Annotated in this window: 10 protein-coding genes; 2 read left to right on the forward strand and 8 right to left on the reverse strand. The window is 62.6% G+C overall.

Features of this window, described 5'->3' with window-relative positions; translation table 11 throughout:
- Nucleotides 1-176: 176 nt before the first annotated feature.
- The 8 genes from AO064_RS19135 to pilG form a co-directional block, all read right to left on the reverse strand.
- Complete coding sequence (locus tag AO064_RS19135; RefSeq protein ID WP_064054315.1) at nt 177-596, reverse strand: hypothetical protein; 420 nt, start codon at nt 594-596, stop codon at nt 177-179.
- Nucleotides 574-957, reverse strand: coding sequence for a polymorphic toxin type 44 domain-containing protein (locus AO064_RS19140; RefSeq protein WP_082893961.1), 384 nt, complete (start codon nt 955-957; stop codon nt 574-576). The genes AO064_RS19135 and AO064_RS19140 overlap by 23 nt, the downstream gene beginning before the upstream one ends.
- Nucleotides 958-1241: 284 nt before the next feature.
- Nucleotides 1242-1697: a chemotaxis protein CheW gene (locus AO064_RS19145; RefSeq protein ID WP_015886332.1), complete on the reverse strand. Its 456-nt coding sequence runs from the start codon at nt 1695-1697 to the stop codon at nt 1242-1244.
- Nucleotides 1690-7509 carry an Hpt domain-containing protein gene (locus tag AO064_RS19150; protein WP_064054316.1) on the reverse strand — a complete coding sequence of 1940 codons (5820 nt, stop codon included), beginning with the start codon at nt 7507-7509 and terminating at the stop codon, nt 1690-1692. Before AO064_RS19150 ends, AO064_RS19145 begins: the two co-directional genes overlap by 8 nt.
- 106 nt (nt 7510-7615) lie before the next feature.
- Nucleotides 7616-9667: a methyl-accepting chemotaxis protein gene (locus AO064_RS19155; RefSeq protein ID WP_015886334.1), complete on the reverse strand. Its 2052-nt coding sequence runs from the start codon at nt 9665-9667 to the stop codon at nt 7616-7618.
- The gene (locus AO064_RS19160; protein ID WP_015886335.1) at nt 9664-10188 is read right to left on the reverse strand and encodes a chemotaxis protein CheW; all 525 of its coding nucleotides are present in this window, start codon (nt 10186-10188) and stop codon (nt 9664-9666) included. The genes AO064_RS19155 and AO064_RS19160 overlap by 4 nt, the downstream gene beginning before the upstream one ends.
- Before the next feature lie 12 nt (nt 10189-10200).
- On the reverse strand, nt 10201-10566 hold the full coding sequence (gene pilH / locus AO064_RS19165; protein ID WP_014720320.1) for a twitching motility response regulator PilH: 366 nt from the start codon (nt 10564-10566) through the stop codon (nt 10201-10203).
- A gap of 46 nt (nt 10567-10612) precedes the next feature.
- Entirely contained in the window at nt 10613-11020 is a 408-nt protein-coding gene (pilG, locus tag AO064_RS19170; RefSeq protein WP_003176671.1) for a twitching motility response regulator PilG, read from the reverse strand.
- Between the two features lie 239 nt (nt 11021-11259).
- On the opposite strand from pilG, the gene gshB reads away from it, so the two are divergent.
- Nucleotides 11260-12213: a glutathione synthase gene (gshB, locus tag AO064_RS19175; protein WP_005792255.1), complete on the forward strand. Its 954-nt coding sequence runs from the start codon at nt 11260-11262 to the stop codon at nt 12211-12213.
- A gap of 77 nt (nt 12214-12290) precedes the next feature.
- On the forward strand, nt 12291-13196 hold the full coding sequence (locus tag AO064_RS19180) for an energy transducer TonB (protein WP_064054317.1): 906 nt from the start codon (nt 12291-12293) through the stop codon (nt 13194-13196).
- The last annotated feature ends 6 nt before the right edge of the window (nt 13197-13202 follow it).

The following is a 13202-nucleotide window of genomic DNA, read 5'->3' on the forward strand; positions in this document are numbered from 1 at the left end:
CACAAAAAACGCCCGTTGGATGGCTGGGCGTTTGTACGCCTAAACAGTTTCGTCGGACTTGCACATCCGTGTCACCGTTTTTTGCGATGACGAGACGAAGACTAGGCGCGCTGGCTGCACGCGACAAGTTCATGCACGGCCCAAAATCTTGCAGGAAAAATCCGAAGGTCAGTCCATCACAACCCCATCACCACCTTGATCGGGCCAAGACCTTCGAGGGCATAGCTGTTGTACTCATACACTCGCCCCTGAATATCCAATAGAAGCACGCCCTCATGCTCACTCACTTGAACATTGGGTTCCTTGGTTTTCAGAAAAGGATGCGCCGACACCAATGTGGTGAGTATTTCCCGATCGTTACTCAAGTTCCTATGCACGTAGTAGCGGTATGAAAAGCCCACCGTCGCACCGCCTTGGCCATCCCGCGCGCCGTAGATCGAGGAGCCGTTGCCCAAGGAATGCTTCAACACCACTTCGTCCAAATCCGGTGTTCCGGGCGATATTAACCAACTGCCTGCGATATAAATCAGGCAGCCCACCAGCAGGCAGTTACGCAGGATCGGTATGAGGCCTTCAGTAGCCTTGTGAAATCGCATACTCGATACCTCTCCTTATCCAATATTGATCTCGCGGGTCATCACCAAAAGGGTCACCTCCCCACCATGAGCCAAAGTCCGGCAGGGTGGTTTTGGCGATGGTTTGAGCAACTCCTGCAGCCCGCAGTAACACATGATCGGGAATGCCTAACACCGTGCCCGTGGCACCGTAATTGAAATTACCAAAAGCCTCGTATTGACGCCCTTGCTTCTTGTAGTTCCACGGCCCTGCAGCTCTGACCTGCGAATAAAACCAAGAATAGGCGAACGCCGAACCCGGCCTGAGATGGATGCGCTTGCACTTGGCAATCGCCATATTTTCAAACATTGAAACACCGGGAGGCATTAACGGCACAGCCATTTGCGTGTCCTTACTGGCATAGGGAAGCGCCGAACCTAGCATCCCACTCAGGCCAGAAAACCGGCCCAATCCAGTTAAAGAAATTACTTACACAAATAACATTCAGTTCCGACATTTTTGGACGGCTAGGGTCGCGACGGCCGGTCAAACACAGAGGATCAAATGTAAGACAGGGCTTGCCCCCGATTGCGGTGGTTCAGGTATAAAAGTATCAAATGACAGTCAGCCATCGGGGGCAAGCCCCCTCCCACATTTTGATATTCACTGGGATTGAGAATGAGGGGTCAGGCCAAGCCGGACTCGACCAATAGCGCTTCCAACCCCATCAAGTCCGGCACCTTCGCCACATGCTCCCCTACCTGCACCGCCGCCAACTCCAACGGGCACAGCGGCACGTCCACATAACTCAACTCGCTGTCGAGCTTGTAAGACCGTGGAATCCCCTGAATCACCAGCGCGATAAACTTCAACGTCGGCCGCCCACCCAAGGCATTCAACACTACGATTCGCGAGCGTTCGCCGGTCATGCTGGCTTCACCGCACACCGCTTCAAAGCTGATCAGCGGTATCTGCCGATCGCGCCAGGTTACTTGCCGCAAATACCACGGCGGCGCATCACTGGCGGGCTCACCGCGCTGGAAGTCGATCAGCTCGGCAATGGCGACGTTGGGCAGCACCAGGTGGCGGTCGGCCAGCGGCAGCAGCAGGCCGGTGAGTTGGCTGGTGCGGTGGTCAAGCATGGGACTTGCTCCAGTAGGCGATGCTTTCGAGCAGCACCGATTCCTGGTACGGCTTGCCGAGGTAGTCGTTGACGCCGATGGCCATGGCGCGGTCGCGGTGTTTCTGGCCGGTGCGCGAGGTGATCATGATGATCGGCAGGCGCATCAGCCGTGGGTCGTTGCGCACCTGGGTGGCGACTTCGAAGCCGTCCATGCGCGGCATTTCGATGTCGAGCAGCATCAGGTCCGGGGTGTGTTCTTCGAGCACAGCGAGGGCGTCGATGCCGTCTTTGGCGGTGAGCACGTTCATGCCGTTGCGCTCCAGCAGGCGGCTGGTGACTTTGCGCACGGTGACGGAGTCGTCCACCACCAGCACCAGCAACGGGCGTTTTTTCAAGGGGTCGTTGAGGATCAGCGGCGCATCGACCGACTGGGCCGGCAAGGCCGGCTGGCGGGCGCGGATATGCGCGAGCAAATCGATGATCAGCACTACGCGCCCGTCGCCCAGAATCGTCGCGCCCGACAGGCCCTGCACCCCGGCAAACTGCGGGCCCAGGCCCTTGACCACAATCTCCCGCGTACCGGCCATGGCGTCCACATGGATGGCCACGCGCCGCTCGTTGCACTGCACCAATAGCACCGGCACCGGCTGGTACTGGCCCAGCAGTTTCGGGCGGCTGACGGTGTGCAGCAGGTCGCCCAGGTAGAACAGCTCATAGCGCTGGCCGGCGTATTCATAACACGGTGGGTCTTGCTGGTAATGCCCCGCCAGCTCATGGGGCAGCACCCGCACCAGCCCTTCGATGGTGTTGAGCGGAATCGCGTACTGGTCGTCCGCACATTGCACCATCAGCGCACGGTTGACCGACACGGTAAACGGCAAGCGAATACGAAAATGCACACCCTCGCCCGGCGTCGAATCAATGACCATCGAGCCGCCAAGCTGACGCACTTCCTCATGCACCACGTCCATGCCCACGCCGCGTCCGGAAATCTGCGTGATCTTTTCGGCGGTGGAGAAGCCCGGCTGCAGGATGAACTGCAACACGTCGCGGTCGCTGATCTCTTGATGCGGGCCCAGCAAACCACGCTTGATCGCCTTGCGCCGCACGGCCTCCAGCGGTACACCTGCGCCGTCATCGCGCATGTCGAAAACGATGTCGCCGCCTTCGTGGGTCAGGTCCAGGGTGATGCGGCCTTTCTCGGGCTTACCGGCCAACAGCCGCACATCGCGGGACTCCAGACCATGGTCGACGGCGTTGCGCAGCATGTGCTCCAGCGGTGCCGCCATGCGTTCCAGCACATTGCGGTCCATCTCGCCCTCGGCGTTGCCGACGATGAATTCCACGTCCTTGCCCAGCTCACCCGCCACCTGGCGCACGATACGCTTGAGGCGCGGCAGCATGCGTTCGAACGGCACCATGCGCGTGCGCATCAGGCCTTCCTGCAACTCGGTGTTGATGCGCGCCTGTTGCTGCAACAGGTCGTGCGCGTCCTCGTTGCGGCGCTCGAGGGTGTCCTTGAGGTCGAGCAGGTCGGAAGCGGACTCGGACAGCGCGCGGGACAATTGCTGCAACTGCGAGTGGCGGTCCATTTCCAGCGGGTCGAATTCTTCATAACCCAGGCGCTCGGCCTCGGCCTGCTGGCGGCTGAGGATGCGGCCCTGGGTCTCGGTGTCGAGACGCCGCAGTTGGTCGCGCATGCGCTCGATCGTGGTTTCCACTTCGGTCAAGGCAATGCGGGCGTCGTTGACTTGCTGCTCGATACGGCCACGGAAGATCGAGGTTTCACCGGCCAGGTTGACCAAGTCGTCGAGCAGCTCGGCAGAGATCTTCACCATGTCGGCGGCCGGGTCTACCACGGCCTCCGCCTTGCCCGTCGGCAACGCCACCGGTGTCACCGGTTCGTCGCTGGGGTGCACCAGGCTTTTGATTCGCTCGATGAGCTTGTCCACCGAGCCGACCGGCAAACCGTCGGCCACCGCGTCGATCATCTGCGCCAGACGGTCGTGGCAGCCTTGCAGCAACGCAAACAGCTCGGCGGACGGCGCCAGCAGGCCTGCGGACAGCCCTTCGTAGAGAAACTCCAGTTCATGGGCCAGATCGCCGATCGGCCCGATCTCGACCATGCGCGCGCCGCCCTTGAGGGTGTGCAGGTCGCGCAGCAGGGTTTCGACTTCCTGGCGGCTGCCGGGCTCGGCCTGCCAACGCAGCAAAGCGCTGCCTGAGCTGTCGAGAATGTCGGCGGCTTCTTCGAGGAAGATATCCAGCAATTCAGGATCAGCACCCGAGGCTTGCGCAGCCTCGGTCGGTGCCGTCGGTGTGCTGCCCTGGCGGAATCCACGCAATTGGGCGATCAACTCGCCGGCATCGCTCAGGGGCCGTTGCTGTTGCAATTCATCAAGCTGCAAGGCCAGCCGCTCATGGCTGGCCATCAGTAACAGCGACAGCTCGGAAGAGTAGCTGTAGCGACGGTCCACCAGCCCTTCATACAAACATTCCAGCTCGTGGGCGAGGTCACCCACCGGCCCGATTTCGGCCATGCGCGCGCCGCCCTTGAGGGTGTGCAGGTCACGTTGCAACGAGGACAACGGTCCCGCGTTATCCGGCTCCAGCAACCAGCGTTTGAGCGACTGCCCGGCGCTGTCGAGGATGTCCACGGCCTCTTCCAGGAAGATCTCGACGATCTCATCGTCCATCGTCGTTGGCTGATCCAATTGCGCCGTGGCCGCCCCCAGCTCGGAGATGCTCAAGGCGCGGCTGCCGTCGCTTTTGATCAGGCCGGTGGCCGACGGGTCGAGGGCCTCATCCAACAACTCGCGCAACGCCTGTACCCGTGCCGGCGCCGGGCTGATTTCCTGCCCGGCGGCCAATTGGTCGAGCATGTTGATCAAGGCTTCATGGGCCTGCTCGGCCTCGTGGAAAAACCGCTCGCTCACCGCCAGGCTGCTCTCCTCCACCGCGCCATAGAGGTCGAGCAGCGCTTCGCAGAGTGCGTCGATGGCGTGCAGGTCGGCGACGTGCGCGCCCTCCCCCAGGGTGGTCAGTTCGTCCAGCAGCGCGGTGAGTTCCTGGCGTTCGCCGGGATGCTGTTGCCAGCGGCGCAGCAGGCTTTCGGCGTCGAGCAGAATGTCCATGCCCTGGGCCAGGAAGTTGGCGATCAGTTGCGGGTCGCGCTTGATACGCAGGCCGGTATTCGGGGCGTCGAGCAATGCTTCAAGCTGCTGGTCCAGCAGGCGTTGGGTGCGGTTGATCAGGTCCTCTGCGCCTTTGATCGGCGCCAACGGGTCGCTGTCCAGATCACGCAGCCCGCGCTGGAACAGGCTCTCGGCTTCGAGCAGCAACTCCACTTCGTCCAGGTCCAGCGGCAGGCGGTGTGCCTTGTATTCGCGGGTGAGGTGGTCCAGCGGGCGCGCCAGTTCGGCGATGGGCAGCACGCCGGCCATGTAGGCGCTGCCTTTGAGCGTGTGCAGGGCGCGTTGCAGTTCATCGCTGACGTGCAGCGGTACATGCTCGGCGGCCTGTTGCAGGAAGTGATTGAGGCTGTCCAGATGGCTTTGGACTTCGTTGCGGAAGATCTCCAGCAGCATCGGGTCATGGGGTTCGGCAGACGGCTGCGGCGTACCGCTGGCCAAGGCGTGGGCGCGGGCGGCCAGGGCGTCGACTTCATCGCGCTGGCGCTGGTCGTCGGTGGCGAAGTCGGCGATCAACTCCGGCAGCAAGGCCACCGCTTCATCCAGCACCTGTTGCACCTCGGGGCTCAGGGCTACGCTGCGTTCCAGTACGCGATTGAGCAGGTTTTCCACAGCCCAGGCCAGCTCGGCCAGGACCAGTGCGCGGACCATGCGGCCGCTGCCCTTGAGGGTGTGGAAAGCACGGCGCATTTCGCCCTGGGCGGTTTTGTCCGCGCTGTTGGGCAGGTAACGGTGCAGCACGTCGAGGACTTCGTCGGTTTCCTCGAGGAAGACCTCGCGCAGTTCATCGTCGATGGGCTCTTCGTCGGCCGGTGGCGGCAGCAGGCTACCGGGGCGTTGCAGGGCCGGCGGGTTCAGGCGCGACGTGGGGCTGGCCAGCGCGTCGAACTGCGACTGGCTCGGCGCGACCTCCACCGCCAGCGCTCCATCCGGTGCAACCAAGGCTTGGCGCCAGGGTTTCTCGGCAGGCAGGTAACCCAGCGCCGCCAGGCCTTGGGTGGCCAGCTCCAGCACCCGTTCGCCTGCGGCATCGGGGTCTTGGAGCATCCGTTCGAGGTAGTACTCCAGGCTGCTGATCACGTCGGCAAAATGCGCCAGTTGCCGCTCGGTCGGCGGCGCGTCGTTGCCCATCAACTGTTCATCGACGTAGTCCGTGCAACCGCGCATCAGGCTCGCCGCGCGGGGTAAAGGGATCATGGCCAGGGCGCCGCGCACCTGGCTCAGCAGTTCCGGCAGGGACTCAAGGCGCTGGCGGTCCCAGTCGGCTTCGATGCAATCGATCACCAGCTCCTTGGCTTGCTTGAGGCACTGGCAAGATTCACGGATCACCAGTTGGTGAATCTGGGTCAGGTCGGTGGTGGGCAGGCGGCTTTCTTCGCGGCTTTCCGGCTCCACGGTGCCGGCCATGCCGGCCAGTGTGGCTTCGACATAGAGCAAGGCGCCGGCGACGTCCATCAGCACAGCATCGTTGGGCTCGCGTTGGCCCTGGGCCAGGCTCAGCACCACGGCAAGCTGGTCGATGATGACTTTACGCGGCTGGCCGAAGCCCAGCACCGCCAAGGTGTCGGCGATCTGCCGCAGTGGCGCGAGCAGCGCGTCGAGGTCGCTGGTGTGCTGACGGTCGCTGCGTACGAACAGGTCGAGGCGTTCTTTTACCCGCACCAACTCTTCACACAATGCACCCAGCACCGAGCCCATGGCGTTGCGGTCCGGCCCGGCCAGGCGTGCGCGTTCGGCATCGACCACCGTGCTGTCCGGCAAGGCTTCATCCAGGCCGTAGCGTTCCTTGAGGCTTTGCATGCGCGGTGTCGGCCGGGTGACCTTGGCCACATAAAACAGCAAGCTCTTGAGCAACTCATCTGGCGCCGGCTGGTTGATGCCGCCGATGCCTTGGGCAAGCAGGCGCTTGAGCTGTTTGTCACTGGCCTTGAGCAAACTGCGCAGCGCTGGGCTGTTGGCGATCACGCCGATGAGCATGCCTTCGACCAGCGCCGAAGTGACTTGCCAAAGCGGCAACAACGGCGCGCCCTGGCATAAGGCTTCGAGACGCGCGAACACCCGCGCCATGTCCTCCAGGTTGCTGGGGCCGTGGTCTTCGCGCAGCAGCCCGGCCAGGGCCTGTTGCAGCAGCTGATGCCACTGGCGCAGTTGCTCTTTCAGGTCGGGCACCGCGCGTTGCGCCAGGGCTTCATCGGGCAGCGGCGCTATGGTGAGCAGTTGCGGGCTGAACAGGCTGGTCTCCGACAGCAGGCTTTCGCCGCGGGCGCTGCGCAAGTCGTTGAGCAGCGGCAATACCACCAGCGGCAGGTCGCGGCGGGCGCTGTGCACGCGGTCCAGGTAGAGCGGCAATTGGTTGAGGGCCTGTTGCAGCAGGCGGATGCTTTCGTCGCGCTGGCTCACATGGCCGGCTTGCAGAGCCAGGGCCAGTGCTTCGATTTCCTCGGCCAGCAGGGCCGCGCCGTAGAACTCGACCATTTGCAGCGCGCCATGCACCTGATGGATGCCGGCCAGGCATTCGCTGATCGCGTCGCCGTCAGTGGTTTCGACGTACGCATCCAGCGCCGAACGGGCCTGTTGCAGGGTTTCGGCAATGTCGCCCTTGACCCATTCGAGGGCCACGTAGTCGTGCCGATCAACCATAACTGCTCCGCTTAGAATTCGTGGGTTGCTGGTGGTGCGAGATCTCAAGACAGATAGAGATCAAATGTGGGAGGGGACAAGCTCCCTCCCACATTGGTACTGCATTTCAATCGTCGACCTGCTTTGGCGGCGGCAAGGTAAACCCCGACACCGACCGGCGCAGCTGGCTGGCCATTTTCGCCAGGTTGCCGATGCTTTCGGCGGTGGCCGTGGAGCCCGACGAGGTCTGGGTAGTGATCTGCTGAATCACGTTCATGGTCAGGGAGATCTGCCCCGCCGACGAGGTCTGTTGCTGCGCCGCGTTGGAAATACTCTGGATCAGCGCCGCCAGGGTTTTCGACACGCCTTCGATCTCTTCCAACGCCACCCCGGCGTCCTGGGCCAGCCGCGCGCCGCGCACCACTTCGGTGGTGGTCTGCTCCATGGAGATCACCGCTTCGTTGGTGTCAGCCTGGATCGCCCGTACCAGGGTTTCGATTTGCCGGGTGGCCGCCGACGAGCGCTCGGCCAGCCGTTGCACTTCATCGGCCACCACCGCAAAGCCGCGCCCGGCGTCACCGGCCATGCTCGCCTGGATCGCGGCGTTGAGGGCGAGGATGTTGGTCTGGTCAGCAATGTCGTCGATCAGGCTGACGATGTCGCCAATCTCCTGGGACGACTCACCCAGGCGCTTGATGCGCTTGGCGGTGTCCTGGATCTGTTCGCGAATGTTGTCCATGCCGTGGATGGTGTTGTGCACCACCTCGTTACCCTTGTTGGCGATCTCCACCGAGCGCTCCGCCACCGCCGAGGACTCGGCGGCGTTGGCCGACACCTGGTCGATGGACTGGGCCATCTGGTTGATCGCCGTGGACGCTTCGGCGATCTGCTGGGCCTGGTGCTCCGACGCCTGGGCCAAGTGCATCGCGGTGGCCTGGGTGTCCTGCACCGCACCGGCGACTTGCCCGGCGGTGAGGTTGATGGTGGCGACCAGGTCGCGCAGTTGATCGACGGAGTAGTTGATGGAGTCGGCGATGGTGCCGGTGAAGTCTTCGGTCACCGAGGCCGTCACGGTGAGGTCGCCGTCGGCCAGGTCTTCGATTTCATCCAGCAGGCGCATGATCGCGTTCTGGTTGCGTTCGTTCTTCTCGGCGGTTTCATGCAACTGGCGGTTGGTCTCGCGCACCATCACCAGGCCGATCAGGATGATCGAGGTCAGCGCCAACAGCCCCAGCACATAACCGCCGATGGTGTCGAAACTGCGCCCGCTGGCCAGGTTTTCAAAACCGGTGGCCAGGTGCGAGGCTTCATCGAGCAGGGTTTGCGACAGGTTGAAAATATTGCTCGCCGAGGCGCGGACCTGGAACAGTTGCGGCGAGGTCTCGAGGATTTCATCCACGGAGCCGGAGACAAATTCGAACAGCTCGGCGATTTCCGCCAGCCGCGCACGGGCGTCGCGGTCTTCGACCTGGGTGATGCGCAGGCCGGGGTTGCCCTGGAGCATGCCGTTGAGCACCTGGCCGAAGCGGTTGGCGTCACGGCCAAAGGCGTCGGCGGCCTGCACGGCGGTTTCGTCGCCGGCCAGTACGGTGTTCACCGCGCCAAGGATCCGTTCGGCCAACAGTGACTGGCGCTGGGCCAAGGCCACCTGGCTGGCCGGGGCGCCACGCTGCAGGAGGATATCGACGACCTTTTCCGACTCCATCTGCAACTGCGGCACGGTTTCGGCCAACGTCGCGGCGACCTGATGCAAGGACAACACGGTCTGTTCGCTGGCGAGGATGGCGTCTGTGTTTTTCAGCAGCGCTTCCCAGTCGGTCTGCACCGCGCGCATTTCGGCGCGCACGGCGTTGGGCGCGGCAGGCAGGCCGGTTTCCGGGTCACCTTTTTTCAGGTAGCCCCAGCGCTGGGCGAAGTCGTTGCGCGCATCGCCCAGCAGCTTGAACGCGGCGGCCTTGCCGGCGGCGGCTTCGGTGGCGTTCTTGGCGATGCGCTGGGACAGCACGCGCAGCTCACCGGCGTGGCCGATGTACTGTTTGTCATAGGTGGACTGGGTGTTGAGGTACGCAAAGTTGGCGAACAGCAACATGATGAACACGATCAGTGCGATGAACAGCACGATGATCTGCGAGCGGCTGCGCGAGCCGGCCTGGGGTTTTGGCGTGGTGGCGGTGGTCATGCGGCAACATCCATGAAGCCTGGGGCCTGGGCCAGGGCGAAGGGGCTGAAGACCTGCCACTGCTGGTCGCCCTCGAACTGGCCCTGGATAAACGGAACACCGGGCGCGGCGCTCGCCAGCAGTGCGTCTTGTGCGAAATGCTGCATCCCCACCACCTCGTCCACCAGCAGCCCGACAAACAAGTCGTTGAATTCCACCACCAATACGCGCCGCTGTTTGCGCGCCTTGGACAGTTCAAGCCCGAGAAACCCACCCAGGTCCATCACCGGCAACAGGCGCCCACGCAGGTTAGCCACGCCCTTGACCCAGGCCTTGACCCCGGGCATCAGCGTGCAGCGCGGTTCATGCAGGACTTCGGCAACTTCGCCCATGGGTGCCACATACCAGTGCGGCCCCAGGCGAAAACCGATTCCGCTCCAACGTTGCAGGCGGGCTTCCTGGGACGGCAGGTCGGCGGCCAGCAGGCGGCAGCGCCGGTCGATGTCCAACAGCAGCTCGAAGGCGGTTTGCGACTCGGTCATGATGGCGAACCGTCAGCCGGCCAGCACCTTGTTCAGGGTGGCGATCAGGGTTTCTTCATCCACCGGCTTGGTCAGGTAATCCTTGGCGCCTTGGCGCGCCCCCCAGATCTTGTCGGTTTCCTGGTCTTTGGTGGTAATGATGATGATCGGGATGCCGTTGGTTTCCGGCTCCTTGGACAGTTGGCGGGTGGCCTGGAAGCCATTGAGGCCCGGCATCACGATGTCCATCAGCACGGCGTCGGGTTTTTCCTGGCGGGCCAGGGCCACGCCGTCCGCACCGTTTTCGGCCTTGAGAACCTGATGACCATGCTTTTCCAGCATGCCGGTCAGTTTGTACATTTCGGTCGGCGAATCGTCGACGATCAGAACACGTGCCATGGTTTTCCCCGCTACATAAGTTCGCGCCGACCCTCGTGAGGCGACGTCAGTGTGCTTGTTCTACTGCGGCGAAGCCGGGCACGTAGGCCTTGATCGCACTCAGCAGTTCTTCCTTGCTGAAAGGCTTGGTCAAAAACTGATCGACGCCGACGATGCGCCCCTTGGCCTTGTCGAACAGGCCGTCCTTGGAGGACAGCATGATCACCGGGATCGACTTGAACGCCGGGTTGTTCTTCACCAGGGCGCAGGTCTGATAGCCATCCAGGCGCGGCATCATGATGTCGACAAAGATGATGTGCGGGTGATGATCGACAATCCGGGCCAGGGCATCGAAACCGTCGATGGCCGTGATGACATCGCACCCCACGTTCTTCAACAAGGTTTCAGCGGTACGGCGGATCGTCTTTGAGTCGTCGATCACCATCACTCTCAAGGCGTTGGAATGCTGTTCCATATCTGCTCTGCCATCGCCACAGCGAATCGGTTTTCGGTGTGTACTGCCTGATGTTGCACAGGATGAGCGCCGCAAGCCTTGGAATTCAAGGGCTGCTGCGCCGTGGCAGTCTTTTTAGCACAGTCTCCGGGCGCAATCTATCGAGCAACCGGCCAGGTGGTTTTTCCTTGACCCACAACAGCCACAGCGCCACTCTGACGCCACTTTTATGCGCCCTAATTTGCTAGAGGAAATCCCCCATGAGCGTTCGCGTCGGCATTGTCATGGACCCTATCGCCAGCATCTCCTATAAAAAGGACAGCTCGCTGGCCATGCTCCTGGCCGCCCAGGCCCGCGGCTGGACGTTGTTCTATATGGAGCAGCGCGATCTTTACCAGGGTGACGGCGAGGCCCGCGCACGCATGCGTCCGCTGCAGGTGTTCGCCAACCCTGAGAAGTGGTTCGAGCTGTCGGACGAAATCGACAGCCCGCTGAGCGATCTGGATGTGATCCTGATGCGCAAGGACCCGCCGTTCGACATGGAATTCGTCTACTCCACCTACCTGCTGGAGCAGGCCGAGCGCGCCGGCGTGCTGATCGTGAACAAGCCGCAGAGCCTGCGCGACTGCAATGAAAAGCTGTTCGCCACCCTCTTCCCGCAGTGCACCCCGCCCACCGTGGTCAGCCGCCGCGCCGACGTGCTGCGTGAATTCGCTGCCAAGCACGGCGATGTGATCCTCAAGCCGCTGGACGGCATGGGCGGCACCTCGATCTTCCGTCACCGCGCGGGCGACCCGAACCTGTCGGTGATCCTGGAGACCCTGACCGCCCTGGGCACCCAGCAAATCATGGGCCAGGCCTACCTGCCGGCGATCAAGGACGGCGACAAGCGCATCCTGATGATCGACGGCGAGCCGGTGGACTACTGCCTGGCGCGCATCCCGGCGGCTGGCGAGACCCGCGGTAACCTGGCGGCCGGCGGTCGTGGTGAAGCACGCCCTCTGTCGGACAAGGACCGTTGGATTGCAGCCCAGGTTGGCCCGACCCTGCGTGAAAAGGGCTTGCTGTTTGTCGGCCTGGACGTGATCGGCGAGAACCTGACTGAAATCAACGTCACCAGCCCCACCTGCATTCGCGAGATCGACAACGCATTTGGCACGAACATCGGCGAAATGTTGATGGCTGCCATTGAGCGCAAGCTACAAGCCAAGTGACATAGAACAGCCGGACACACACCAACATTGCGTTATCATGCGCCACCTGTGAAACGCGCGATGTTGGTTTTTTTGTCATGACGCTCCCGTCCGAACTGCCCCCCGAACTCTCCCATAGCGGCGTGCGCCCGGCTGATCGGCTCGGATTTACCCTGTTCCTCGCTGCGCTTATTCACCTGGCCTTGATCCTCGGCGTGGGGTTCACAATGGTCGAACCCAAGCAGATCAGCAAAACCCTGGAAATCACCCTCGCCACGTTCAAGAGCGAAAAGAAACCCGAGAAGGCTGACTTTCTCGCCCAGGACAACCAGCAGGGCAGCGGCACCCTCGACAAGAAAGCCGTGCCCAAGACCACTGAAGTGGCGCCGTTCCAGGACAACAAGGTGAATAAAGTCACTCCGCCGCCGGCGCCCAAGCCCGAGGTGAAGCAGGCCGCGCCCAAGGCTGCGGTGACCACCGTCGCGCCCAAACCCCAAAAAGCCCCGACCCAGCGCGAAAAAACCAAGACCGAACCGACGCCCGAGCCCGTGAAGCCCGCGCCGACGTTCGACAGTTCGACACTCTCCGACGAGATTTCCAGCTTGGAAGCCGAGCTGGCCAACGAACAGCAGCTGTACGCCAAGCGCCCGCGCATCTACCGGCTGAACGCCGCCTCGACCATGCGCGACAAAGGCGCCTGGTATAAGGACGAGTGGCGCAAGAAGGTCGAGCGTATCGGTAACCTCAACTACCCGGATGAAGCGCGCCGCCAGCAGATTTATGGCAATTTGCGCTTACTGGTGTCGATCAACCGCGACGGCACGTTATATGAAGTCCAGGTGCTGGAATCGTCAGGTCAGCCACTGCTGGACCAGGCCGCCCAGCGCATCGTGCGCCTGGCCGCGCCCTTTGCCCCGTTCAGCGGCGACTTGAACGACGTCGACCGCCTTGAAATCATCCGCACCTGGAAGTTCGCCAAGGGCGACCGCCTGTCCAGCAACTGACCCGCA

It is taken from the genome of Pseudomonas marginalis, assembly GCF_001645105.1.
GTDB lineage: Bacteria > Pseudomonadota > Gammaproteobacteria > Pseudomonadales > Pseudomonadaceae > Aquipseudomonas > Aquipseudomonas petroselini.

Excerpts from the sequence above, each read along its gene's own strand:
- AO064_RS19135 (WP_064054315.1), bottom strand. The coding sequence starts at position 596 with ATGCGATTTCACAAGGCTACTGAAGGCCTCATACCGATCCTGCGTAAC.
- AO064_RS19140 (WP_082893961.1), bottom strand. The coding sequence starts at position 957 with ATGGCTGTGCCGTTAATGCCTCCCGGTGTTTCAATGTTTGAAAATATG.
- AO064_RS19145 (WP_015886332.1), bottom strand. The coding sequence starts at position 1,697 with ATGCTTGACCACCGCACCAGCCAACTCACCGGCCTGCTGCTGCCGCTG.
- AO064_RS19150 (WP_064054316.1), bottom strand. The coding sequence starts at position 7,509 with ATGGTTGATCGGCACGACTACGTGGCCCTCGAATGGGTCAAGGGCGAC.
- AO064_RS19155 (WP_015886334.1), bottom strand. The coding sequence starts at position 9,667 with ATGACCACCGCCACCACGCCAAAACCCCAGGCCGGCTCGCGCAGCCGC.
- AO064_RS19160 (WP_015886335.1), bottom strand. The coding sequence starts at position 10,188 with ATGACCGAGTCGCAAACCGCCTTCGAGCTGCTGTTGGACATCGACCGG.
- pilH (WP_014720320.1), bottom strand. The coding sequence starts at position 10,566 with ATGGCACGTGTTCTGATCGTCGACGATTCGCCGACCGAAATGTACAAA.
- pilG (WP_003176671.1), bottom strand. The coding sequence starts at position 11,020 with ATGGAACAGCATTCCAACGCCTTGAGAGTGATGGTGATCGACGACTCA.
- gshB (WP_005792255.1), top strand. The coding sequence starts at position 11,260 with ATGAGCGTTCGCGTCGGCATTGTCATGGACCCTATCGCCAGCATCTCC.
- AO064_RS19180 (WP_064054317.1), top strand. The coding sequence starts at position 12,291 with ATGACGCTCCCGTCCGAACTGCCCCCCGAACTCTCCCATAGCGGCGTG.